The 23,806-nt window shown below is 69.2% G+C and carries 18 protein-coding genes and 1 pseudogene; 8 read left to right on the top strand and 11 right to left on the bottom strand.

Going from position 1 to position 23,806, the window contains the following annotated elements; translation table 11 throughout:
- Positions 1-5: 5 nt before the first annotated feature.
- From AC1RGU_RS02755 to AC1RGU_RS02725, 7 genes and pseudogenes are all read left to right on the top strand, one after another.
- Positions 6-1,463 carry an N-acyl-D-amino-acid deacylase family protein gene (locus AC1RGU_RS02755; RefSeq protein WP_492694569.1) on the top strand — a complete coding sequence of 486 codons (1,458 nt, stop codon included), beginning with the start codon at positions 6-8 and terminating at the stop codon, positions 1,461-1,463.
- Between the two features lie 234 nt (positions 1,464-1,697).
- Entirely contained in the window at positions 1,698-2,237 is a 540-nt protein-coding gene (locus tag AC1RGU_RS02750; protein WP_492694567.1) for a MarR family winged helix-turn-helix transcriptional regulator, read from the top strand.
- 6 nt (positions 2,238-2,243) lie between these two features.
- A pseudogene (locus AC1RGU_RS02745) lies at positions 2,244-3,578 on the top strand (ABC transporter substrate-binding protein); the annotation flags it as partial.
- A 132-nt stretch (positions 3,579-3,710) separates the two neighbouring features.
- The gene (locus AC1RGU_RS02740; RefSeq protein WP_369644225.1) at positions 3,711-4,652 is read left to right on the top strand and encodes an ABC transporter permease; all 942 of its coding nucleotides are present in this window, start codon (positions 3,711-3,713) and stop codon (positions 4,650-4,652) included.
- Positions 4,653-4,673: 21 nt separating this feature from the next.
- Positions 4,674-5,624: an ABC transporter permease gene (locus AC1RGU_RS02735; RefSeq protein ID WP_307637370.1), complete on the top strand. Its 951-nt coding sequence runs from the start codon at positions 4,674-4,676 to the stop codon at positions 5,622-5,624.
- A 2-nt stretch (positions 5,625-5,626) separates the two neighbouring features.
- The gene (locus AC1RGU_RS02730; protein ID WP_492694565.1) at positions 5,627-7,258 is read left to right on the top strand and encodes a dipeptide ABC transporter ATP-binding protein; all 1,632 of its coding nucleotides are present in this window, start codon (positions 5,627-5,629) and stop codon (positions 7,256-7,258) included.
- Between the two features lie 65 nt (positions 7,259-7,323).
- Positions 7,324-8,709 (top strand): amidase, encoded by a 1,386-nt coding sequence (locus AC1RGU_RS02725; protein WP_492694563.1) that lies wholly within the window; start codon positions 7,324-7,326, stop codon positions 8,707-8,709.
- 19 nt (positions 8,710-8,728) lie between these two features.
- On the opposite strand, the gene AC1RGU_RS02720 is transcribed toward AC1RGU_RS02725, so the two are convergent.
- The 5 genes from AC1RGU_RS02720 to AC1RGU_RS02700 all read right to left on the bottom strand — a co-directional run bounded on the left by AC1RGU_RS02720 (position 8,729) and on the right by AC1RGU_RS02700 (position 13,022).
- Positions 8,729-8,947: a hypothetical protein gene (locus AC1RGU_RS02720; protein WP_062468907.1), complete on the bottom strand. Its 219-nt coding sequence runs from the start codon at positions 8,945-8,947 to the stop codon at positions 8,729-8,731.
- Positions 8,948-9,236: 289 nt separating this feature from the next.
- Entirely contained in the window at positions 9,237-10,142 is a 906-nt protein-coding gene (locus AC1RGU_RS02715; RefSeq protein WP_369644228.1) for a ZIP family metal transporter, read from the bottom strand.
- 112 nt (positions 10,143-10,254) lie between these two features.
- The gene (locus tag AC1RGU_RS02710) at positions 10,255-11,154 is read right to left on the bottom strand and encodes a dienelactone hydrolase family protein (RefSeq protein ID WP_492694560.1); all 900 of its coding nucleotides are present in this window, start codon (positions 11,152-11,154) and stop codon (positions 10,255-10,257) included.
- 127 nt (positions 11,155-11,281) lie between these two features.
- Entirely contained in the window at positions 11,282-12,019 is a 738-nt protein-coding gene (locus AC1RGU_RS02705) for an aspartate/glutamate racemase family protein (protein ID WP_070061788.1), read from the bottom strand.
- 112 nt (positions 12,020-12,131) lie between these two features.
- Positions 12,132-13,022: a transporter substrate-binding domain-containing protein gene (locus AC1RGU_RS02700; protein WP_062468917.1), complete on the bottom strand. Its 891-nt coding sequence runs from the start codon at positions 13,020-13,022 to the stop codon at positions 12,132-12,134.
- A 201-nt stretch (positions 13,023-13,223) separates the two neighbouring features.
- Here AC1RGU_RS02700 and AC1RGU_RS02695 point away from each other — a divergent pair, with 201 nt between their 5' ends.
- Positions 13,224-14,450, top strand: a complete 1,227-nt coding sequence (locus AC1RGU_RS02695) for a D-amino acid dehydrogenase (protein WP_492694557.1) — start codon at positions 13,224-13,226, stop codon at positions 14,448-14,450.
- Here the strand turns inward: AC1RGU_RS02695 and AC1RGU_RS02690 are convergent.
- The 6 genes from AC1RGU_RS02690 to polA all read right to left on the bottom strand — a co-directional run bounded on the left by AC1RGU_RS02690 (position 14,383) and on the right by polA (position 23,751).
- On the bottom strand, positions 14,383-15,957 hold the full coding sequence (locus AC1RGU_RS02690; RefSeq protein ID WP_492694555.1) for a PepSY domain-containing protein: 1,575 nt from the start codon (positions 15,955-15,957) through the stop codon (positions 14,383-14,385). The genes AC1RGU_RS02695 and AC1RGU_RS02690 overlap by 68 nt on opposite strands.
- A gap of 17 nt (positions 15,958-15,974) precedes the next feature.
- Complete coding sequence (locus AC1RGU_RS02685) at positions 15,975-18,140, bottom strand: TonB-dependent receptor (RefSeq protein ID WP_492694553.1); 2,166 nt, start codon at positions 18,138-18,140, stop codon at positions 15,975-15,977.
- Between the two features lie 118 nt (positions 18,141-18,258).
- Positions 18,259-18,618 carry a hypothetical protein gene (locus tag AC1RGU_RS02680; protein WP_492694551.1) on the bottom strand — a complete coding sequence of 120 codons (360 nt, stop codon included), beginning with the start codon at positions 18,616-18,618 and terminating at the stop codon, positions 18,259-18,261.
- A gap of 41 nt (positions 18,619-18,659) precedes the next feature.
- A complete protein-coding gene (locus AC1RGU_RS02675) occupies positions 18,660-19,562 on the bottom strand; it encodes a LysR family transcriptional regulator (RefSeq protein WP_062468929.1) in 903 nt (300 codons plus the stop codon).
- 22 nt (positions 19,563-19,584) lie between these two features.
- Complete coding sequence (locus AC1RGU_RS02670; RefSeq protein WP_492694549.1) at positions 19,585-20,871, bottom strand: M20/M25/M40 family metallo-hydrolase; 1,287 nt, start codon at positions 20,869-20,871, stop codon at positions 19,585-19,587.
- A gap of 63 nt (positions 20,872-20,934) precedes the next feature.
- Positions 20,935-23,751, bottom strand: a complete 2,817-nt coding sequence (gene polA / locus AC1RGU_RS02665; protein ID WP_492694547.1) for a DNA polymerase I — start codon at positions 23,749-23,751, stop codon at positions 20,935-20,937.
- Positions 23,752-23,806 lie beyond the last annotated feature (55 nt).

Here is a 23,806-nt window from a genome sequence, read left to right as displayed (position 1 = left end):
CCCTCATGACCGACAAGACACCCCACTACGACCTCTTGATCCACGGCGGCACCGTGATCGACGGCACCAAGGCCCCGCGCTTCGACGCCGACGTGGGCATCGTCGGCGGCCGCATCGCCGCCATCGGCAAGCTCGCGGGCCACACGGCCGACCAGACGCTCGACGCCACCGGCCGCATCGTCGCGCCGGGCTTCATCGACTCGCACACGCACGACGACCAGGCCGTGCTGTCGCATGCGCAGATGCCGTTCAAGGTGTCGCAGGGCGTGACCACGGTGGTGGCGGGCAACTGCGGCATCAGCGCCGCGCCGCTGCGCGCCGACATGGACCTGCCGATGCCGCTGAGCCTGCTCGAGACGCCGCCGGAAGACCGCTTCACAACGTTTGCGGCCTACCTCGACGCGCTGCGCGCCACGCCCTCGTCGGTCAACGTGGCGGCGATGGTCGGCCACTCGACCCTGCGCGCCGTGACCATGTCCGACCTCGACCGCCCCGCCACCGCGCAGGAGATCGCCGCCATGCAGGCGCTGGTCGAGGAAGCCATGCAGGCCGGCGCCATCGGTCTGTCGACCGGCACCTTCTACCCGCCGGCCGTGAAGGCGACGACCGAGGAGATCATCGAGGTCGGCCGCCCGCTCACGGCGCGCAAGGCGCTGTACGTGACGCACATGCGCGACGAGAGCGACCACGTGATGGAATCGCTGGAAGAAACCTTCCACATCGGCCGCGCGCTCGACATCCCGGTGGTGGTGTCGCACCACAAGGTGCAGAACACACAGAACTTCGGCAAGACCAAGGTCACGCTGCCCTTCATCCAGGAAGCGATGAAGCACCAGTGCATCGGGCTCGACTGCTACCCGTACACCGCCGGCTCCACCATGATCCGCACCGACCGCGGGATGATGGACGGGCGCGTGCTCATCGCTTCGAGCGTGCCGCACCCCGAGTGCGCGGGCCGCGACCTGAAGGACATCGCGGCCGAATGGGGCGTGTCGGGCGAAGAGGCCGCGCTGCGCCTGTCGCCCGGCAGCGCCATCTATTTCATGATGGACGAGGACGACGTGCAGCGCGTGCTCGCCTTCGACGAGACCATGATCGGCTCCGACGGCATTCCGCTGGGCGACAAGCCGCACCCGCGCCTGTGGGGCACCTTCCCGCGCGTGCTGGGGCACTACAGCCGCGACGTGGGGCTGTTCCCGCTGGAGACGGCGGTGTGGAAGATGACGGGGCTCACGGCGCGCAACTTCGGCCTGCACGAGCGCGGCGCGCTCAAGGTCGGGCACCACGCCGACGTGGTGGTCTTCAATGCCGCGACGGTGCGCGACACCGCGAACTACGAAACGCCGACCGAGCCCGCCGAAGGTATCGACGCGGTGATCGTGAACGGCGCCGTCACCTGGCGCCACGGCGTGCACAGCGGTGCGCGCAACGGCCAGGTGATCGTGCGCCAGGACGCGGCCTGACAGCGCGCACCCCGGCGGCGCCTGCACGGTGCCCGCCTTCGCATCCTGGTGCACGCGCAGCACCGGATCGGTGAACACGCCGGGCCTCATGGGCCCGGTTTTTCTTTCTCCCTGGCGCTTTTCCCCTCTGGCAGTGCGCCCCTAGGGGATTTCCCTCGACAGCTGGCCCGGAGCTTGCGTAGTTTGCCCACATAGTTGAACATTTCAACTATTGAAGACTTCTACCAACCCGCCATGCACGCCCCGCTTCGCCTGAAAGACGACTACCTCAACGTGCTGATCGACCTGGCGTCGCAGCGCACGCGCGACCGCGGCTCGCGCATCTACGAGATCGAGCTCGGCCTGTCGATCCGCGACGTGCGGCTGCTGCGCATGATCGGCGCCGCGCCTGGCATCACCATGGGCCAGCTGGTGCAGACCTGCGCCATCGAGAAGACGCTGGTCTCCAAGCTGGTGAGTTCGCTGGTGCAGCGCGAGCTGGTCGAGCGCCAGATCGGCGCCGAGGACGCGCGGCAGATCCGCCTGTGCCTCAGCAAGACCGGCATCGACATGGTGCTGCGCGCCGAGCCCATCGGGCACGAGATGGAAGCGCGCTTTCTCGACTGCCTGAGCGTCGCCGACATCGAGAACCTGCGCCGCATCATGCACAAGCTCATCGACGCGGAAGAAGGTTCGCGCGACATCTTCGAATTCCTGCTGGTGCAGTTGCGCGAAAGCAAGGAATCGCCCCCGTCTTCCTCTCCCTCGTCTTCCGCTCCCTCCCGAAAGAAGTAAGGCTCCATGGCAATCCACCTTTCACCGCGCCGCGTCGCGGCGGCTTCCCTGTCGGCGCTCGCTTTGTGCTTCGCCGCCACCGCGTCCGCCCAGACCGTGCTTCGCACCGTGCCCTCGTCGGACCTGAAGATCGTCGACCCGATCTGGACCACCGCCAACATCACGCGCAACCACGGCCTGATGATCTACGACACGCTCTTCGCGATGGACGAGAAGGGCGTCATCAAGCCGCAGATGGTCGACAAGTACAGCGCGAGCGCCGACAACAAGGTGTGGAGCTTCACGCTGCGCCCGGGCCTGAAGTTCCACGACGGCGCGCCGGTCACCTCGCAGGACGTGATCGCCTCGCTGGCGCGCTGGGCCAAGCGCGACACGCTGGGCCAGAAGATGTACGAGGCGATGGACAGCATCGCCGCCGACGGCCCCAACGGCTTTCGCATGACGTTCAAGCAGCCCTTCGGCGTGGTGCTCGACGCGCTCGGCAAGCCCAACCCGCTGGTGCCGTTCATCATGCCCAAGCGCGTGGCCGACACGCCCGCCGACAAGCAGATCGACGAGATGGTGGGCTCCGGCCCCTTCACGCTCGCCAAGGAAGACTTCCGCCCGGGCGACCGCGTCATCTACCGCAAGAACACCGCCTACGTGCCGCGCAAGGAACCCGCCTCGGGCCTGGCCGGCGGCAAGGTGGTGCACGTCGACCGCGTCGAATGGGTGATGCTGCGCGACCCGCAGACGCAGGCCAATGCACTGCTCAACGGCGAGGTCGACATGCTCGAGACCGTGCCCTCGTCCGGCTACACCGGCATGCGCACCAACGACAAGATCGAGCTGGTCGACGTGATGCCGGCGGGCCCCTTCACGGTGCTCTACAACCACAAGGTGCCGCCCTTCAACAGCCCCAAGGCGCTGAAGGCCGCGATGCTGGCCATCAACCAGGAAGCGATGCTGCGCGCGCAGGTCACCTTCCGCGACTTCTACAAGCCCTGCGCGTCGATCTACCTGTGCGGCTCGCTCTACGCGAGCGACAAGACGGGCTTCTACACCGGCAAGCCGCAGTTCGAAGAGGCACGCAAGCTGCTCAAGGAATCGGGCTACGACGGCAAGCCCGTGGTGATCCTGCTGCCGGGCGATGCGCCCGCGCTGAACAAGCTGCCCGCGGTGTACGGCCAGCTGCTCAAGCAGGTGGGCTTCAACGTCGACGTGCAGACCACCGACTGGGCCACGCTCGTGACCCGGCGCGCCAAGAAGGACCTGCCCGAGAACGGCGGCTGGAACGCCTTCATCACCTTCTGGGGCGGCGTGGACGCGAGCAGCCCCATCGGCTACAGCCCGCTGACCGGCAACGGCGACCAGGGCTACTTCGGCTGGCCCGTGGTGCCCGAGCTCCTGACCGGCTGCGCCTTGCGCGGCAGCCGGGCGGGACTTCCTTTGCCCGCGCCACACGCCCGGCCCCTCGTCAAGGACCTGATTCACATGCTCCACTTCCTGTTGCGCCGCGGACTGGCCACCGCGCCCGTGCTCCTGATCGTGGCCGTCATCGTCTTCCTGCTGCTGCGCATGACGCCCGGCGACCCCGCGGCGGCCATCGCGGGCGATGCGGCCAGCGCGCAGGACATCGCGCGCATCCGCGCCCAGCTGGGCCTGGACGCATCGATCGTGACGCAGTTCGTGCACTGGCTCGGCCAGGTGCTGCGCGGCGACCTCGGCTACTCGTTCTTCTACCGGATGCGCGTGACCGACCTGATCGGCCAGCGCCTGGAACCCACGCTCTCGGTGGCGGCGGTGACGGTGGTGCTCACGGTGCTGATCGCCGTGCCGCTGGGCGTGCTCGCGGCTTCGCAGCGCGGCGGCCGGCTCGACCGCTTCATCATGGGTGCCTCGGTGCTCGGCTTCTCGGTGCCGGTGTTCGTGGCCGGCTACGTGATGATCTGGCTGTTCTCGATGCAGCTCGGCTGGCTGCCCTCGCAGGGCTACCAGCGCATCGGCGACGGCGTGGGCCCGTGGCTGCGCCACCTGGCGCTGCCCTGCGTCACGCTGGCCGTGATGTACGCGGCGCTCATCGCGCGGGTCACGCGCGCGGCGGTGTCGGAGGCGCTCACCGAAGACTACGTGCGCACCGCGCGCGCCAAGGGCATCGCCGAGTGGCGCATGCTGCTGCGCCACGCGCTGGCCAACGCGGCCGTGCCGATCGCCACCGTCATCGGCCTGAGCGTGGCGGGCCTGATCGGCGGCGTGGTGGTCACCGAGACGATCTACGCGATCCCCGGCCTGGGCCAGCTCACGGTGGACGCCGTGCTCTCGCGCGACTACCCGCTGATCCAGGCGATCACCCTCTTCTTCTCGCTCGTGTACGTGGTGGTCAACCTGCTGGTGGACCTGAGCTACCTGCTGCTCGATCCGCGCATCCGGTACTGACCTTCCTTCGAAAGCCCCGCCATGACTTCGATCTCCCTGCGCGACGACGCGCCTGCCTCTGCCGCGGTTCCTCCCGCCGCACCCCGGGCCCCGGCCCGCTCGCTGCTGCGCCGCCTGCTTGCCAACGGCGGCGTGCGCATCGGCGGCGTCCTGCTGGCCGCGATGCTGCTGCTGGCGGTGGCCGCGCCCTGGCTCGGCACCATCGACCCGAACGCGATGGACCCCGCGAACTCGCACCTGCCGCCCGGCGCGCGCGCCGAGTTCACCACGCTGGCGGGCGACAGCTTCGATCGCTTCTTCCCGCTGGGCACCGACAGCATGGGCCGCGACCTGTGGAGCCGCACGGCCTACGGCGCGCGCATCTCGCTGTCGGTGGGCGTGGCGGTGGCGCTGGGCTCGGTCGCGTTCGGCCTCGTGGTGGGCATGGTGGCGGGCTACTTCCGGCGCCTGGACGGCGTGATCATGCGGGTGATGGACGGGATGATGGCCATCCCCGGCATCCTGTTCGCGATCGTGCTGGTGGCCGTGTGGCGACCCAGCCTGCTCACGGTGATCCTGGCCATCGTGGTGCCCGAGACGCCGCGCGTGGCGCGGCTGGTGCGCTCGGTGGTGCTGTCGGTGCGCGAGGAGCCGTACGTGGAGGCGGCCGTCGCGCTCGACACGCCGACCTGGAAGTTGATGCTGCGCCACATCCTGCCCAACACGGTGGCGCCGCTGATCGTGCAGGGCACCTTCATCTGCGCGGCGGCGATGCTGGTGGAGGCCGTGATGTCCTTCCTGGGCATCGGCCTGCCGTCCGAAGTGCCGACCTGGGGGAACATCATGTCCGAAGGCCGCACGCACTTCACCTCGCACCCCTCGACCGTGCTGCTGCCCGGCTTCTTCCTGGCGCTCACGGTGCTGGCCGTGAACATGCTCGGCGACGGCCTGCGCGACGCACTCGATCCCAAGTTCAAGGCACGCGGAGGCTGAGCATGACATCCACCCCTTCCACAACGTCCGCCGCGCCCTGCCTCGTGGTGCGCGACCTCGCCATCGACCTGCCCGCCGGCGCCGACCGCGCGCACGCGGTGCACGGCATATCGTTCGACGTCATGCCCGGCCAGGTCGTGTGCCTGCTGGGCGAATCGGGCTCCGGCAAGTCGGTCATCGCGCAGGCCGCGATGGGCCTGCTGCCCACATCGCTGCGACCCTCGTCCGGGCGCATCGAGGTGCAGGGCGAGGACGTGCTCGCGGCCAGCCCGGCGCGGCTGCGCGCGCTGCGCGGCGCGCGCATGGCGATGGTGTTCCAGGAGCCGATGACCGCGCTCAACCCGGTGATGCGCTGCGGCGCGCAGGTCGACGAGATCCTGGCCGAGCACACGACGCTGGGCGCCGCCGCGCGCCGCGCGCGCGTGCTGGCCATCTTCGAGCGCGTGCGGCTGCCCGAGCCCCAGCGCATCTACGACGCCTACCCGCACCAGCTCTCGGGCGGGCAGCGCCAGCGCATCGTGATCGCCATCGCGCTGATCCTGCGCCCGGCCCTGCTGATCTGCGACGAGCCCACCACCGCGCTCGACGTGACCACGCAGGCCGAGATCCTCGCGCTCATCCGCGAGATGCAGCAGGAGAACGGCACCGCCGTGCTGTTCATCACGCACGACTTCGGCGTGGTCGCCGACATCGCCGACCAGGTGGTGGTGCTGCAGCTGGGCCGGCAGGTCGAGAGCGGCCCGAAGGACGAGGTGCTGCGCCGACCGAAGGAGGCCTACACGCGCATGCTGCTCGACGCGGTACCGCGGCTGGCCCCGGTGCTGCGCGCGCCCATCGACACCCAGGCGCCGCTGCTCGATGCGCGCGGCGTGGGCAAGGTCTACCGCACGGGCAGCTGGCCCGGCAAGCGCCGCACGGTGCATGCGGCGGCCGACGTGTCGCTGAAGCTGCATGCGGGCGAGACGGTCGGCATCGTGGGCGAATCGGGCTCGGGCAAGTCGACCGTGGCGCGCTGCATCGCGCGGCTGATCGAGCCGACCGACGGCGACATCCGCGTGCCCGGCATCGAGGGCTCGCGCGGCGCGCAGCGCTCGGCGTTCCGGCGCATGGTGCAGGTCGTGTTCCAGGACCCGAACCGCTCGCTCAACCCGCGCCGCACGGTGGGCCAGTCGATCGTCGAGGGGCCGGTGAACTTCGGCGTGCCGCACGCCCGGGCCTGGCAGCGCGCCGAGGAGCTGATGGCACTGGTGCGGCTGCAGCCCGAGGTGCTGCACCGCTACCCGAGCGAGTTCTCGGGCGGCCAGCGCCAGCGGCTGTGCATTGCGCGCGCGCTGGCCTGCGAGCCGCGCGTACTGATCGCCGACGAGGCCGTGTCGGCGCTCGACGTGTCGGTGCAGGACCAGATATTGAAGCTGCTCGCGGAGATCCAGCAGCGGCTGTCGATCGGCATCCTGTTCATCACCCACGACCTGCGCGTGGCCAGCCAGATCTGCGACCGCCTCATCGTGATGCACAAGGGCCGCATCGTCGAGCAAGGCAGCGCGCACGACGTGCTGCTGTCGCCGCGCGAGGCCTACACGCGCACGCTGCTGGCCGCGGCGCCGGGCCAGGGCTATGCGTTCGGGGGCGGCTGAGCGCCGTCCTCTTTCCCCCTCTTTCAACCCACCTTCATCCCACCACCCCAAGAAGAAACGAAGACATGACCACACCCCTGTACGAACTCAGTGCCCTCCAGTTGCTCGAACGCTACCGTGACCGCGCCTTGTCGCCGGTCGAGGTGACGCAGGCCGTGCTTGCGCGCATCGAGCGCTGGGAGCCGCACATCCACGCCACCTACGGGCTGGACGCCGAGGCCGCGCTCGCATCGGCGCGCGCCTCCGAGGCACGCTGGGCGCAAGGCAAGCCGCAGGGCGACCTCGACGGCGTGCCGGTCACGCTGAAGGAGAACATCGCCACGCGCGGCACGCCCACGCCGATCGGCAGCGCCGCCACCGTGCTGGCACCCGCCGCCGCCGACGCCCCCGCGGCCGCACGCCTGCGCGAAGCGGGCGCGGTGATCGTGACCAAGACGACGATGCCCGACTTCGGCTTCCTCGGCGCGGCGCCCTCGAGCTTCCACGCGCTCACGCGCAACCCGTGGGACCTGGGCCGCAACACCGGCGGTTCGAGCTCGGGCGCCGGCGCCGCCGCTGCCGCGGGCTACGGCCCGCTGCACCTGGGCACCGACATCGGTGGCTCGGTGCGCATTCCGGCCAGCTTCTGCGGCGTGTTCGGCCTCAAGCCCAGCCAGGGCCGCATCCCGGTCGACCCGCCCGCCGCCGCGCGCGTCATCGGCCCGATGACGCGCACCGTGGCCGATGCCGCGCTCTTGATGCAGGTGGTGACGCGCCCCGACGCGCGCGACTACATGAGCCTGCCGCCGAACGACTTCGCGTGGCAGCGGCTCGAGCGCAACGTGAAGGGCCTGCGCATCGGTTTGTGGACCGAGACCATGGGCGGCTGGCCGATCGATGCGGAAGTGAAGGAGGCCGTGCTGGCCGCGGCCCGCCTGTTCGAGCAGGCCGGCGCCATCGTCGAGCCGCTGGCCGACTGGACCACGCTCGACATGCGCATGGGCATGGCCCACTTCTTCACGATGCGCTGCCGCGTCGACCTGGCCGCGATGGCGCCCGAACGCGCGAAGCTCGCGGCCGGCTACATCCACCAGGCGGCCGAGTTCGCCGCCTCGCTCACGCCCGAAGACACCTTCCGCGCCTTCACGCGCATGCAGGCCTTGCGCGCGGCCACCGTGGCGGCCACGCAGCCCTTCGACTACGTGCTGTCGCCGGTGTCGCCGGTGCTGCCCTTCGCGGCGGAGGCCATCAACAGCGGCTCGGAAAACCTGCTGAAGGACTCGCACTTCACGTCGGTGTTCAACCAGTCGGAACAACCGGCCGCGTCGATCAACTGCGGCCATGCAAAGAACGGCCTGCCGATCGGCCTGCAGATCGCGGGGCGTCGCTTCGACGACCTGGGCGTGCTGCAGATGGCGCGCTTCTACGAATCGGTGCGTCCGGCACAGGCGCGCTGGCCTGAACCGGCCTGACCGGGCTGGGTCAGGCGAATCAGTCCGGCGCGTTCATCACGCGGTCGAACTCTTCGTCGGCCGGCACGTTGTCGGCATCGAGCTCGCTGGCATCGGTGAGGTCGATGCCCGTTTCGTCCGACAGGTCGTCGGACGCATCGGCTTCGAGTTCATCGAAGTCGTCGGCAGGCGTGCTGTCGTCATCGTCGTCTTCGGACGACGAGGCGGAGCGCGCGGTGGCATCGGCTTGGGGCGTCATGATCGAATTCCTCGGCAGATGAGTAAACGGCCCTCTATGGTGCGCCTGTTTTGCCCCTTGCGGTGGATCGACGGGCTGACGTCGGTGTCGGAAAGTTTCCCGTCTCCCGAGGCCGCACGCACGCGTGCTCAGAAGGTGTGAATGAATCCGGCGTGGCCGAGCAGCCCGCCCAGGCGCGTCCCCTCAAGGCGCAAAGCGCAGCCATAGCTCGGGCTATGGCGAGCATTTGCAACGCCGAGGGGGCGTGTCTGGGCGCGATGAGCGGACATGGCGGGTTCGTTCACACCTTCTAGTCCTTGTGGACGTGGCCGTGCTCGCCGTGTCCTTCATCATGGCCGTGTTCGTGGCCATGCTCGCCGTGCGCGAGCCGGCTCACGAGCGTAACCAGCAGGATGCCCGCCGCGAGCCACGCGATCTGCGCCGCGGTCTGGCGCGCGGGCAGGCGCTTTTGCAGCTGCGGGATCAGGTCGGCCAGCGCCACGTAGACGAAGCTGCTGCCCGCCAGCACCAGGAAGTACGGCAGCCAGCCATGCAGCTGGTCGACCAGCCACCAGCCCGCGATGCCGCCGAGCATCGTCATCGTGCCCGCGAGCGACACCTTCACCAGCGCCGCGCGCGAATTGGCCGAGCTCTGGCGCAGCACCACGAGGTCGCCGATGTGGTGCGGCACTTCGTGCGCGAGCACGGCCAGCGCGGCCACGAGGCCCAGGCGGATGTCGGCCACGAAGGCCGAGGCGATCAGGATGCCGTCGCCGAAGCAGTGCACGCTGTCGCCGGTGAGCACGGCCCAGCCGCCGCCGCCCGTGGGCGGTGCGTGGTGGTGATGGGCGTGCGAATGGCCGTGATGATCGTGGCCGTGGTGGTCGTGCGCGCCCTCTTTCGCCGGTGCGGCATCGCCATGGTGGTGCTCATGCCCGTGATGCCACAGCTCGGCCTTGTCGAGCAAAAAGAAGAACACCAGCCCGAACAGCAGCACCGCGAACAGCAGCGCGGGCTCGATGCGGCTTTCGAAGGCCTCGGGCAGCAGGTGCATGAAGGCGGTGGCCAGCAGCGCGCCGGCCGCCAGGCTCAGCAGGTGCTGCGGGTTCACGCCGCCGCCGCCGCTGCGCACGCCCACGCGCAGCAGCAGGGCCGCGAGCCAGACGCTTCCGATGCCGGCGACCAGGGTCGCCACGAGGATTACTATCAAATTCATAGCTGCTTGCGCAAGAGGGACGGCCGTTATGACCTTGTTCCGTTCATAAAAAGAGAAAGGCCGTCACTTCGGACGGCCTTCGGCGGCAGGTGGCTACGGGCGCCGTCTTCGGTCAGGCGACACCATTGGCTTTGAACCAGGCCGTGGCACGCTGCCAGCCGTCTTCCGCGGCGCTCTTGAGGTAGCTGGGGCGGTAGTCGGCGTGGAACGCGTGGCCTGCTTCGGGGTACACGACGAAGCTCGATGCCTTGGCCGCCGGAGTCCCACCGGCCAGAGCAGCTTTCATCTTATCAACCGTGTCAAGGGGGATGCCCTGGTCTTTTCCGCCGTACAGGCCGAGCACCGGCGCCTGCAGGCTGGCGGCGATGTCGACGGGGTGTTTGGGCTGCAGTTCGCTGGCCTGCCCCACCAGCCGGCCGTACCAGGCCACGCCGGCCTTGACCTTGCCCGTGGCCGCATACAGCCACACGATGCGCCCGCCCCAGCAGAAGCCGGTGATGCCGGCCTTGCTCGTGTCGCCGCCGTTGGCCTTGGCCCAGGTCAGCGCGCCGTCGAGGTCGGCCATGACCTGCGCGTCGGGCACCTTGGTGACGATGTCGGCCTGCAGCTTGGGAATGTCGGTGTAGCCACGCGGATCGCCCTGGCGCGCGTACAGCTCGGGCGCGATGGCCAGGTAGCCCAGCTCGGCGAAGCGGCGGCAGGTGTCGGCGATGTACTCGTGCACGCCGAAGATCTCCTGGATCACCAGCACCACGGGCAGCCCCGTCTTGCCGGCCGGCGCCGCGGCATAGGCAGGCACCCCGAAGCCGTTGACGGTGTACTTGATGGGGCCGGCCTTCAGGCCGTCGGCCGGGGTGGTGATGGCCGTCTGCGCGGCCACCGGCAGCACGGCGGCGGCGTAGCCGACACCGAGGGCGGCCTTGAGCGCGGTGCGGCGCGTGGCCCCCTGCTCGGTGCTGTCGCCGGGGCGCAGCGAATCGAATTCGGAACGGTTGTCGTCGAAGGAGGTCATGCAAGGGCTCCGGTTGAATCGTCTGACAAGGGGGTGTGGCGTAGAAAAACGCACGCCGCAATGTAGGCGAAATCGGGCCGGGCCGTGTGACCGGACCGTAAAGCAGCCGGGCCGCTTCGGGCTGCGGTCAGGTGCCGTAGGCCCGCCGTGCCAGCGCTTCGGCCAGCACCTGGGCCGGATCGACGAGGCGCAGCCCCGCCACCGCGGCCGAGCCCTGCAGGCCCAGCGGCACCTCGGTGCAGCCCATGATGATCGTGACCGGGCCGTGCCGTTCGGCCAGCCGCAGCGCGACCTCGGAGAAGCAGCGTTCGGCCAGCGGCAGGTTGCCGGCCTTCACGCCGTCGAAGATGCCGCGCATGATGGTCTGGCGCTCGTCGGCCGACGGCACATGGCAGCCCAGGCCGGCCTCGGCCAGTGCCTGCTCGTACAGCCGCACGCGGTAGGTGCCTTCGGTGGCCATCAGCGCCACCTCGCTCGCGCCCTGCGCGGCCAGGTGCTGCGCGGTCTCGCGCGCCATGTGCAGCAGCTCGACCTGCGGAAAGCGCTCCTGCAGGTTGGCGTGCCACGCATGCGCGGTGTTGCAGGCGATGGCCACGGCACGGCTGCCCAGCGCGGCCAGCCGGCCCAGCGCCTGCAGCATCGGTTCGAGCGGCTGGTGCGCGCCCTGCGCGTCGGAGGCCAGCGCGCCGGTGCGGTCGGGCACCGGCACCTGCGCCAGCCAGTGCTCGGGAAAGGACTGGTCGCGCACCGGCTCGCCGCGCGCACGCATCTGCTGCGCGCAGGCCTGCACGAAGAGCCGGACGAAGTCGGCGCCCGCCGCGGGGCCCATGCCCCCCAAGATGCCAACTACGTTCGTCGAAGCCATGGTCTTTCTCTGTTTCAGGAATACCGCGGAACCGGCTTTGCCGGGCCGCTGGTATTGCCCCCGGTAGGGGGTTGGCGAAGCGACACGAAGTGCGCGCAGCCTGGGGGCGAGCTCAAGTTGCCGGCTTGTCGCTGAAGGCCTTCAGGTTTTCTTTGAGCTGGTCGCTCATCGGCAGGTTCAGCGGCACGTTCTTCGGCGGGATCGGCTGCATGAACCACTTGGTGTAGAGCTTCTCGAACTCGCCGCTCTTCATCATCGCGGTGAAGGTGTCGTCCACCAACTTCTTGAAGGCCGGGTCGTCCTTGGGCAGCATGCAGGCGTAGGGCTCGACCTGCAGCGACTCGCCCACCACTTCGTAGTCGGCCGGGTTCTTCGAGTTGGCGATGAGGCCGAACAGCAGGATGTCGTCCATGGCGAAGGCCACGGCGCGGTCGCTCTCGACCAGCAGGAACGCGTCGGCGTGGTCCTTGCCGAGCACGATGTTCATGTCGAGGTTCTTCTCGGTGTTGTACTTGCGCATGACCAGCGCGTTGGTGGTGCCGGTGGTGCTGGCCACGGTCTTCTTCGCCAGGTCGGCGTAGTCCTTGATCTTGGAAGACTTCTTCGTCAACAGGCGCGTGCCCGTGTAGAAGTGGTTCACCGCAAAGGCCACGTCCTTGCCGCGCGCGGTGTTGTTGGTGGTGGAGCCGCACTCCAGGTCGATGGTGCCGTTGGTGATCAGCGGGATGCGGTTCTGCGAAGTGACCGCCATCAGCGAGACCTGCAGGTTGGGCTTGTTCAACTTCTTCTTCACCGCCTCGACCACGGCGTTGGAGAGTTCCACCGAGAACCCGATCGGCTTGTTGGGGCCGTCCAGGTAGCTGAAGGGCACCGACGACTCGCGGTAGGCGAGCGAGATCTTGCCGGACTCGGCGATCTTGGCGAGCGTGTCGGCAGCCTGCGCGGCCGGTGCAGTGAAGAGGACCGCGGCAGCCAGGGACGCCATCAAAACGGAGAGTTTCATTCGAGCCTTCATCGGTTGGATTGAACAGACAGCCAGTGTAAGAAGGAGTGACACATCGGGACAATTCCAATTAACCCCGGGGTCATGCCCAAAGGTTATGGGCTGGGTTCTTTTGGCATTTCCGGGCACGGCGAGGGGCCTCTACAGTCGCACGCTGTCTCTTCTGTTCCCTTTCTTCTTCACTTCCGAAAAGTTGCCTCCATGCATGTGTGCGTGCTCGGCGCCGGCATCGTGGGCCTGGCGACCGCCTGGCAACTCGAGCGCCAGGGCCACCAGGTCACGGTGATCGACCGCGCGGCGCCCGGCGCGGGCGCCAGCGGCGGCAACGGCGCGCAGCTGAGCTACTCGTACGTGCAGCCGCTGGCCGATCCGTCGATCTGGACGCAGCTGCCCAAGCTGCTGTTCTCCCCCACCTCGCCGCTGAAGCTGCGCCCGCAGCTCGATCCGCTGCAGTGGCGCTGGGGCCTGGCCTTCCTGGCCGCGTGCAACGCCGCGACCTCGCGCGACACCACCGCGCAGCTGCTCGCGCTGGCGGCCGCGAGCCGCACCGGCTTCGAGGCCATGCAGGCCGACCTCGCGCCCGACTGCGATTTCTCCGCCACCGGCAAGCTGGTGCTCTATGCGAGCGCCGCCTCGCTGGCCGGCGCGAGCGCGCAGGTCGAACTGCAACGCACGCTGGGCAGCGAGCAGCGCATCGTCACGCCCGATGAGTGCGTGGCCATCGAGCCCGCGCTCGCGGACTACCGCGGCCAGATGGCGGGTGCGGTCCACACGCCGAGCGAGTGCGCGGCCGACTGCCTCAAGGTGTGCGCCGAGCTGATGCGCGCACTGAGCGCGCGCGGCGTGCGCTTCATGCTCGGTGCCGACGTGCACGGCTTTGCGCGCAGCGAGGGCCGTGTCGCCGCCGTGCAGACCAGTGAAGGCGACATCGAAGCCGATGCCTTCGTGATGGCGCTGGGCTCGGCGTCGCACAAGCTCGGTCGCGCGCTCGGCGCCTACCTGCCGGTGTACCCGCTCAAGGGCTACAGCATCACGGTCGACGTCGACCCCGCGCCCGGCGCGGCGCCGCGCGTGAACGTGACCGACAGCGCGCGCAAGGTCGTCTTCGCGCGCATCGGCTCGCGCCTGCGCGTGGCCGGCATGGCCGAGCTCGTGGGGCACGACGCGAGCATTCCCGCCACGCGCATCGAGACGCTGGCCGACGCCACGCGCGCCGTGTTCCCGCGCGCCAGCCGGCTGGCCGAGCTGCATCCCTGGACCGGCATGCGCCCGGCCACGCCGAAGGGCCTGCCGATCATCGGGCGGCTGCCGCATGCGCCGTCGAACATGCTGTTCAACACCGGCCACGGCGCGTTGGGTTTCACGCTGGCCTTCGGCTCGGCGCAGCGGATCGCGCAGGCGCTGGACGCGGCCCCGTCGCACTCTTGAGCTTGCGGCCCAGGCGCCGCCATCCGATCACCACGCCGGTCAGGCTCAGCAGCGCACCGCCCGCGCTCAGTGCGACCAGCAGCACGTCCCACAGCGGGCGATGTTCGAGCAGCGGCAGCCAGTCCCAGCTGTGCAGCATCGCGAACAGCCAGCGGCTCAGGCGGCGCGTGCTGTCGCTGCGGCCGAGCACGGCGCCGGTCTGCGGATCGACATGGACCCAGGTGGCGTGCGCGTCGGCGAACACCACGCGCCAGACGGGCAGCGGCTTCTCGCTGCCGCCGGTCATGGTGTGCGCTTCGCGCGTGTAGTAGTGGCTGTCGTAGGCGGTGAGCACGTCGATGCGCGCGACCGGGTCGGGCAGCAGCTGCGCGACGGCGGTGCGCAGCGCCTCCGGGTCGATCTGCCGAGGCTGCGCGCTGGCCGCATCGCGCACCAATGGGCGGCCACTCGCGGTGCTGGCCAGCACCAGCGTCTGCCCCGCCGCGCGCACCCAGCGCAGTTCGCGGATGTCGCCGCGCGTGGAAGCCAGCAGTGCAGCGGGCGCCGCATCGCCAGCGTCCACCACGAGCGGCCCGCCCTGCATCGCCGCCATGCGCAATGCCGGTGCGCCGCTGTCGAACACGCGCCAAGGGTTCATCGACATCAGCCCACTGAAGATCCACGTCAGCGTGACGAGCGCGAACAGCAGCCCGCTGATGTGATGCCAGCGCATCATGAAGCCCTGGTACGGCGAGTGCGAGCCGCTCTTGTAGGTGCGCCGGAAGCGCCAGCGCATCACGCCCACCACCGTGCCCGTGAGCGTGACGGCGATGCCGACGATCGACAGCCAGTTGACGATGTCGGCCCAGTAGCGGTCCAGGCCCGTGCCGCGCAGCGGGTACAGCCAGTGGATCCACGCGCCGGCGTAGTTCCACAGCCGCTCGGCGCGCGGCGCGTCGCGCACCACCTCGCCGGTGCGGCCCGAGATGTACAGCCGCGTGGCCTGCGCATCGGCCAGGTCGACCACATGCAGCGGGCGGTGCGCGTCGAGCCCGCGCGAATGGGTGAAGGCGTCTTCGTCGATGGTGCCCCGGTACTGGAGCACCACGCCCTCGCCCCCATAGGCCTGCGCGCTCACGAGTGCGCGGGCGCGGTCGACCTGGCGCAGCACGGCGCCGGTCTGTGCATCGACGACGACCACGCCGCGCCCCGGCGGTGATCGGCGCGCGCCGGGTTCCGCCGCGTGCGCCGGCACCGCAAGGTACACCGCCTGCCCGCCGCTGGCCACGGCCAGCCGCAGGTCCTGCAGCGGCCCCGCGATACCGGCCGCATCGAGCGCCTGCCGCGGCCCCAGCAAGGGTGCCTTCGCATCGAGCGGCGGCAGGTGCTGCAAACGCTCGGCCTCGGTGAGCTTGGGGTAGCCCACGTACATCATCACCACGCCCGAGACGAACCACATCGCGAAGAAGGCGCAGACGACCACGCCGAGCCAGCGGTGGACCAGGAACAACCAGCGTTTGGCATGCATGGCGGCGCTCCCTCGGTTCAGAAGCTCACGCGTACCGACACATCGGCCGTGCGCGGCGCACCGAGGTAGGCGAAGCCGGCGCCGACGTTCGCGGCGTACACGCGGTCGGTCGCGTTGCGCACGCGGCCCACCAGCGTGACGTTGCGGTTCACCTGCCAGCTCAGCCCGAGGTCGATCAGCGTGTAGCCGGGCCAGTGCATCGTGTTGGCCGCGTCGGCGTACACCTTGCCCACATGTCGCACGCCCGCCGTGGCCTGCAGGCGCGGCGTGATGGCGTACGACACCCAGAGGTTCGCGACCACCGCCGGCGTGTTGGTCGGCGTGCGGCCCGCGAGCGACACGCCGCCCTGGCGGAACTGGTCGTAGCGCGCATCGACGTAGGTGAGGTTGCCCTGCAGCGACCACTGCGGCGTGGGCTGCAGCCCGAGCGCCAGCTCCACGCCCTTGGACGACTGCTCGCCGACCAGCACCGTGAGCGCGCTGTTGGCCGGGTCCTGCGTCGCGATGTTGGTGCGGCGGATGCTGTAGGCCGCAAGCGTGGCCGTGCCCTTGCCCTGCCAGAAGTCGAGCTTGGTGCCGACCTCGACCTGCCGGCCCGTGGTGAGCTCGCTGTTGTTGCGCACGTCGGCGAACGAGGCGGTCGAGAGCACGCCCGACGGCGGGTCGGCCGCCGTGGCGTACTGCGCGTACAGGTTGGCGCCGGGCGCGATGTCCCACACCAGGCCGATGCGGCCGGTGGTGGGCCGGTAGCCGCGATGGAAGGTGGCCGGGTTCGCCGCATCCACGGTGCGGCGGTTGACCAGGTCGAGGTCGATGCGCTCGTGACGCAGCGCCGTCACGAGGTGCAGCGACGGCTGCAGCGCGGTGCGGTTCTCCAGGTACAGCGCGGTGGTCCGCACCTTGTTGTCGCGGTCGGGACGGAAACTGGGCGTCATGCCCGGCACGTCGAAGAAGCGCTCGGTGGCGAAGACGTACGGATTCACCGTGCTCACGGTGCCGGGCAGGCTGTTGGGGAAACGCGTCTGCCGGTTCACGCTGAAGTCCAGCCCGAAGGACCAGTCGCTCTTGAGCCCGCCGAGCTGGCCCTTGTAGATGCCTTCGACGCGGTTGCCCCACACGTCCTGGTCGTGCCGCTGCAGCAAGGCGCCCGAGCGGATGACGGCCGTGTTGCGCGCGTTGTAGCGGTAGTTCTCGACGTTGCGGTAGTCGCGCAGCGCGTCGTAGGCATGGAAGGTGTTCTTGAACTGCAGCGCGTCGCTGGCCTGCCATTCGGTGACCGAGCGCAGCCACTGCACGCGCTGCGCATAGAGGCCGTCGGCGCTGTTGTAGTTCTTGAAGCGCGTGCCGCGGTCGATGCGCATCTCGCCGCCCGCCGGGTTCAGCACCGGCGTGCCCCAGTAGGGCCGCGTGACGTCTTCGTCCTGGTATTCATAGGCCAGCGTGTGCTTCAGGCCGCCGCCGAAGTCCGACAGCAGCGAGGCCGCGAGCTGCGTCGATTGGCTCTTGGTGCCGTCGGTCCAGCCGTGGGCGTCGCGGTGGTTCACGTCGATGCGCGCGTAGTGGCTGCCCGCGCCGCCGTCGCCGGCGATGCGGCGGTTCAGGCCAAAGGAGGCCTCCTTCAGGTTCTGCGTGCCCAGGCGCAGTTGTGCTTCGGCGAAGTCGCTGCGCTCGGGCGCCTTGGTGATGTAGTTGATCGAGCCGCCCAGCGCACCCGAACCGAACAGGAAGCTCGACGGGCCGCCGATGGCCTCGACGCGGTCGTAGATCCAGCTGTCGACCGGGCGCGCCGCGATCGAGTACTGCAGGTTGATGCCGTTGAACAGCTGCGCGATCGAGCCGCTGCCGAAGCCCCGGTAGCTCACGCCGACGTTGCCGGGCGCGTCGTGCGCGGTCACACCGGGCACGGCGCGCAGCGCCTCCTGCGTGTTCTGCGCGCCACGCGCATCGAGCACCGCGCGGTTCACCACCGTGACGGAGGCCGGCGTCTCGCGCGGCGTGAGGCCCAGGCGGCTCGCGGTGTCGGCGGGCGTGTCGAGGTCGAGCCGGCCGTTGGGGCGCGGGGCGTCGTCGGCCACTTCGATCAAAGGCAGCGAAGACACGGTGGTCTGGGCTTGGACAGGCGCGCTGACGGCGCCGAACAAGGCGAGCAGCCCCAAAGCGGGGGCACGGGAAAGGGTGGGCATGGCATCTCTCTTGCGACGACGCTGGCGAAAACAAATGGAGCGCAGCGCCGGCCGCACAACGACCGGGAACGCACCGCGCGGCCCGTTCAGGCGGCGTCAGGTGCAGGAACGACGAAGCTCAGGAGAGATGCGTGGGCGGCCCGCGCGCCGGCAGCGGCGAGGCCGTGACTGCCGCGAGGCGGGCAGCGGGAATCGATTGCAGCGCGCGGCCCAGCGGCAGCGGCGTGGGCAGCGTCACCTGCACGGTGGCCGGCGGCGGCCCGGAGACCATGCACAGCGGGCAGTCCATGGCCGCCATGCCGACTTCGGTGGCGCCGTCGTCGCCCTGCACGATGAGCTTGACGGTGCCCGCGGCGGAACACACGAGTTCCATCGCCTGCGGGTTCACGAGCGGCGACGCGCCCGCGATCAGCAGCGACGCCATGAACCACGCCAGCACCAGACGGTGCATTGCGCAGAAGGTTCGAAGGACGTGCATGGGCGCGGATTATGGCGCGAGGCGAATGCCCCGCATCTTTCTCAGGCGGTCTGCTCGATCGCTTCGCGCATGCAGCGCGTGATGCCGCGCACGGCCACCGAGTCGGGCCGGCCCGCGAAGCGCAGCGCGCGCACCGGCACGGGAATGTGCGGCTCCAGCGTGAGCACGTCGACCTTGGCACGGTCGGCCGAGCGCGCCGTGCAGCCGTCGACCAGCGCCACGCCCAGCCCGTGGTGCGCCATGGCCAGCGCCGCGTGGTAGGTCTGCACCGTGACCACGGCCTGCTGAAAGCCCACACCCGCCTGCCGGCAGGCCTGGCTCAGGCTGGTGCCGACCGGGTCGCGGCCATCGAGGCCGATCACCGGGCGGTCGATGAGGTCGTGCAGCGCCACCGAGCCGTTGCGCACCAGCGCGCGCGGCAGCATGCCCTTGGGCGCGACGCACACCATGCGGCTGTCGGCCAGCGTCTCCTGCGTGAGCGAGGGGTGCACCGCAGGGCTGAAGGCAAAGCCCACGTCGGCCTCTTGCAAGAGCAGCGCCGACATGATCTGCGGCGAATGCAGCGACTCGACCGTGATCGCGTAGCCCGGGTGCATCTCGCGGAAGGCCTTGAGCGCGCGCGGCAGGATTTCGTAGCTCAACGCGAGCACGCTGAGGATGCGCAGCTCGCCCGTGTCGTTGCCCGCGCGCAGGTTCGCCGCCAGCCGCTGCACCTCGTCGAGCTGCGCGAACAGCCGCTCGATGTGCGGGTACAGCGTGAGCGCCTCGGTGGTCGGCGTGAGCCGCCCCTTGGCGCGCTGGAACAGCGGAAAGCCCAGCTGCAGCTCGGCATGCTGCAGCGTGCGGCTCACGGCCGGCTGCGTGATGTTGATGAGCCGCGCGGCCGCGCTCACGCTGCCCGCGAGCATGATCGCGTTGAAGACCTCGATGTGGCGCAGCCGCATGGCCGACAGCGGTCGGTGGCGGTCAGCGGACGGTGGTCTTGCCGGTAGCGATGTCCATCACCATGCGCACGCCCAGATAGAGACGCGGCTCGATGGAGTCGATCAGCACGTACTCCGCGTCGGCCGTGTGCGCGCCGAAGCCTTGCAGGCCGAAGCGTTCGATGACCGGCGCCTTGGTCTTGAGCGAGGCAAACGCCGCGTCGGTGCCGCCACCGGCGGCCTTGTCGTCGGCGCCCAGCGGGCGGCCCAGCTCGTCCTTGTAGATGGCCTGCGCGTGCTTGGCCAGCGCGCGCGACGCGTCAGTGGCCTCGAGCGGCGGACGGCGGCGTTCGAACTTCAGCTCGACCTTGGCGTCGGGCACCAGCTGCTTCTTCACGCGCTCGTTCACCTGCTGCTCGATGCGGTCGTAGTCGGCCACCTTGAGCACGCGCACGTCGGCGCCCGCCGTGGCGCTGGCCGGGATCACGTTGCGGTTGGTGCCCGACTTGGAGATGGTCCAGTTCATCTTCAGGCCCGTGGCCGGGTCGGACAGGTCGCGCATCTGCAAGATTTGATGCGACAGCTCGTACAGCGCGTTCACGCCCAGCTCGGGTGCGGAGCCCGCGTGCGAGGCCTTGCCCGCCACGTTCAGCGTGACCGAGGCGATGCCCGCGGTGGCCAGCGAGAGCTTGTCGTCCTTGATGGACGCGCCCTCGAACGACAGCACGGCATCGTGCTCGCCGCCCAGCTTGGTGAGCAAGGCGCGCGAACCGGGCGAGCTGATTTCCTCGTCGCCGTTGATCAGCACGGTGAGCGTGCCGTAGTCCTTGAACTTCAGCGCCTGCAGCATCGACACCAAGTGCGTGATGACGGCCACGCCCTGCTTGTCGTCGGCAATGCCCAGGCCGTAGGCCTTGTCGCCGTCGACGCGGAACGGCTGCTTGTTGAGCATGCCCACGGTGTAGACCGTGTCCATGTGCGCGATGAGCATGATCTTCTTGGTGCCCGTGCCCTTGAAGGTGGCGCGCACCACGCGGCCGATTTTTTCGGGCGTGTCTTCCATGCGGTAGGCGTCGGCGCTCGGGTCGATGAGCTCGACCTCGCCGCCCAGTGCCTTGAACTTGGCGGCGATGAGATCGGAGATTTTCTCGAGGCCTTCGATGTCGCGGCTGCCCGACTCGATGGAGACCAGCTCCTTCAGCGTCTCGAGCAGGGCGGGCTTTTCCTTGGCGGCCAGCGCGGCGATGCGGGCATCAGGGGCTGCGGAAGCGGTGCCGAGGAAGGCCGCGCAGACGGCGGCGAGCAGGAAGGTGCGGGGCTGGAGTTTCATGGGCGTGTTTCTTCTTTCTGTCGTTTGTCTCTTGGGGATCGTGCGAACGTGGATCAGTGAGGATCAGTGGGCCTTGTCCCAGTTGGGACCGACGCCGATCTCGGCGAGCAGCGGCACCTTGAGCGCCGCCACGCCGGCCATCAGGCGCGGGATTTCGGTGCGCACCCATTCGACCTCGGCCTCGGGCACTTCGAACACCAGTTCGTCGTGCACCTGCATGATCATCTTGGTGGCGCGCTTTTCTTCGTCAAGCACGTTCTGTACCTTGACCATGCTGAGCTTGATGAGGTCGGCCGCCGTGCCCTGCATCGGCGCGTTGATGGCCTGGCGTTCGGCCGCCTTCTTGCGGGGGCCGTTGCCGCCGTTGATCTCGCTCAGGTAGAGGCGCCGGCCGAACACGGTCTCGACATAGCCCTTGTCGCGCGCGAACTCCACGATCTGGTCCATGTAGGTCTTCACGCCCGGGTAGCGCGCAAAGTAGCGATCGATGTACGAAGCCGCGGCCTTGGTCTCGATGCCCAGGTTCTTCGCCAGGCCGAAGCTGCTCATGCCGTAGATGAGCCCGAAGTTGATGACCTTGGCGTAGCGGCGCTGCTCGCTGGACACCTGGTCGGGCGTGGTGCCGAACACCTCGGCGGCCGTGGCGCGGTGCACGTCGACGCCGTCGGTGAAGGCGCGCAGCAGCGACTCGTCGCCGCTGATGTGGGCCATGATGCGCAGCTCGATCTGCGAGTAGTCGGCACTGGCGATCACGCTGCCCGCCGGTGCCACGAAGGCCTCGCGCACGCGCCGGCCTTCGGGCGTGCGGATCGGGATGTTCTGCAGGTTGGGGTCGTTGCTGCTGAGGCGGCCCGTGACGGCCACGGCCTGCGCGTAGTGCGTGTGCACACGGCCGGTGCGCGGGTTGGCCAGCTGGCCGAGCTTGTCGGTGTAGGTGCCCTTGAGCTTCGAGAGGCCGCGGTGCTCGAGGATCTTGGCGGGCAGCGGATAGTCTTCGGCCAGCTTCTCGAGCACTTCTTCGTCGGTGCTGGGCGCGCCGCTCGGCGTCTTCTTGACCACGGGCAAGCCCAGCTTGGTGAAGAAGATCTCGCCGATCTGCTTGGGCGAACCCAGGTTGAAGGGCTGGCCCGCGATGTCGTAGGCCTCCTGCTCCAGCGCCATGATGCGCGTGCCCAGGTCGTGGCTCTGCGCGGCCAGCGTGGGCGCATCGATCAACACGCCGTTGCGCTCGATGCGGTACAGCGCCTCGCTCGAATCCATTTCGAGCTGGTAGATGTAGGCCAGCTTTTCTTCCTTCTGCAGCAGGGGCCACAGCGCGTGGTGCACGTCGAGCGTCTGGTCGCTGTCTTCGCACGAGTACTCGGCGGCCTTGGCGATGTCGACCTGGCTGAACGGGATCTGGTGCGCGCCCTTGCCGCACAGGTCTTCGTACGAGATGCCGCTGCGCCCCAGGTGGCGCTCGGCCAGGGACGACAGGCCGTGCGGCTTGTTCACTTCGAGCACGTAGCTTTGCAGCATGGTGTCGTGGGCGTAGCCCTGCACCTCGATGCCGTGGTTGGCGAACACGTGGCGGTCGTACTTGATGTGCTGGCCGAGCTTCTTCTTGTCGGCGTTCTCGAGCCAGGGCTTGAGCCTGGCGAGCACCTCGTCGATGGGCAGCTGCGCGGGCGCGTCGGGGTAGTTGTGCGTGAGCGGAATGTAGGCCGCTTCGCCCGGCGTGACGCTGAAGCTGATGCCCACGATCTGCGCGACCATTTCGTCCAGCGAGGTGGTCTCGGTGTCGATGGCCGTGAGTTCGGCGGCCTCGAGTTTGGCGAGCCAGGCGTCGAACTGCGCCCATTCCATGATCGTGTCGTACTTGAGGTTGCTCGCGGGCGCGGCGGCCTCTTGGGCGTCCAGCTCGGAGGGCTCGTCGAACAGGCCGCCCTGGTCGCGGTCGGCCTTGGCGGCGGCCTTCTTCTTGGCGTTCTCTTCGATCAGCTCGGGCGGCACTTCCTGCGCTTCGAGCGACTTGACCAGGCTCTTGAAACCGAACTTCTCGTAGAAGGGCTTCAGCTCGGCCGTCTGCGGCGCGCCAACGGGCAGGCCTTCGAGCGAGGGCAGGCCTTCGACATGGCCGTTCAGGTCGCAGTCGGTGCGGATGGTGACGAGGCGTTTGCTCAGCGGCAGCTTGTCGAGCGCCTGGCGCAGGTTTTCGCCGGCGGCGCCCTTCACTTCGGCGGCGCGTTCGACCAGCGCATCGAGCGAGCCGTATTCGAGCAGCCATTTGGCCGCTGTCTTGGGGCCGACCTTGGGCACGCCGGGCACGTTGTCGACCGTGTCGCCGATGAGCGTCTGGTAGTCGACCATGAGGCTGGGCGGCACGCCGAACTCGGCCGTCACGCCGGCGATGTCGCGCTTCTTGCCGTTCATCGTGTCGATGATGGTGATGTGCTCGTCGACCAGCTGGCTCAGGTCCTTGTCGCCGCTGGACACGATCACTTCGACGCCCTGCGCGGCCGCCACCTTGGCGAGCGTGCCGATCACGTCGTCGGCCTCGACATCGGGCACCGTGAGCACCGGCCAGCCGAGCAGCTTGACCACTTCGTGGATGGGGTCGATCTGGCTGCGCAGGTCGTCGGGCATCGGCGAGCGGTTGGCCTTGTACTCGGGGTACCAGTCGTCGCGGAAGGTCTTGCCGGGGGCGTCGAAGATGCAGGCCGCGTAGTCGGCGCGCACCTCGCGGCGCAGCGCGGTCATCATGTTGATCATGCCCCGGATCGCCCCAGTGGCCGGGCTCTTGGGGTCGCCGGGCACGGCGCGCAGATCGGGCATCGCGTGGAAGGCCCGGTACAGGTAGCTCGAGCCATCGACGAGCAGCAGCGTTTTCTTGTCGGTCATCGGGGCATTTTGCCGTGCCCGGACCGGCGTCCGGAACGACACCAGGGTCGGCTGG

This window comes from Variovorax sp. GW823-FHT02B07 (assembly GCF_058797695.1).
This window is presented reverse-complemented; position numbering and strand designations above follow the sequence as displayed.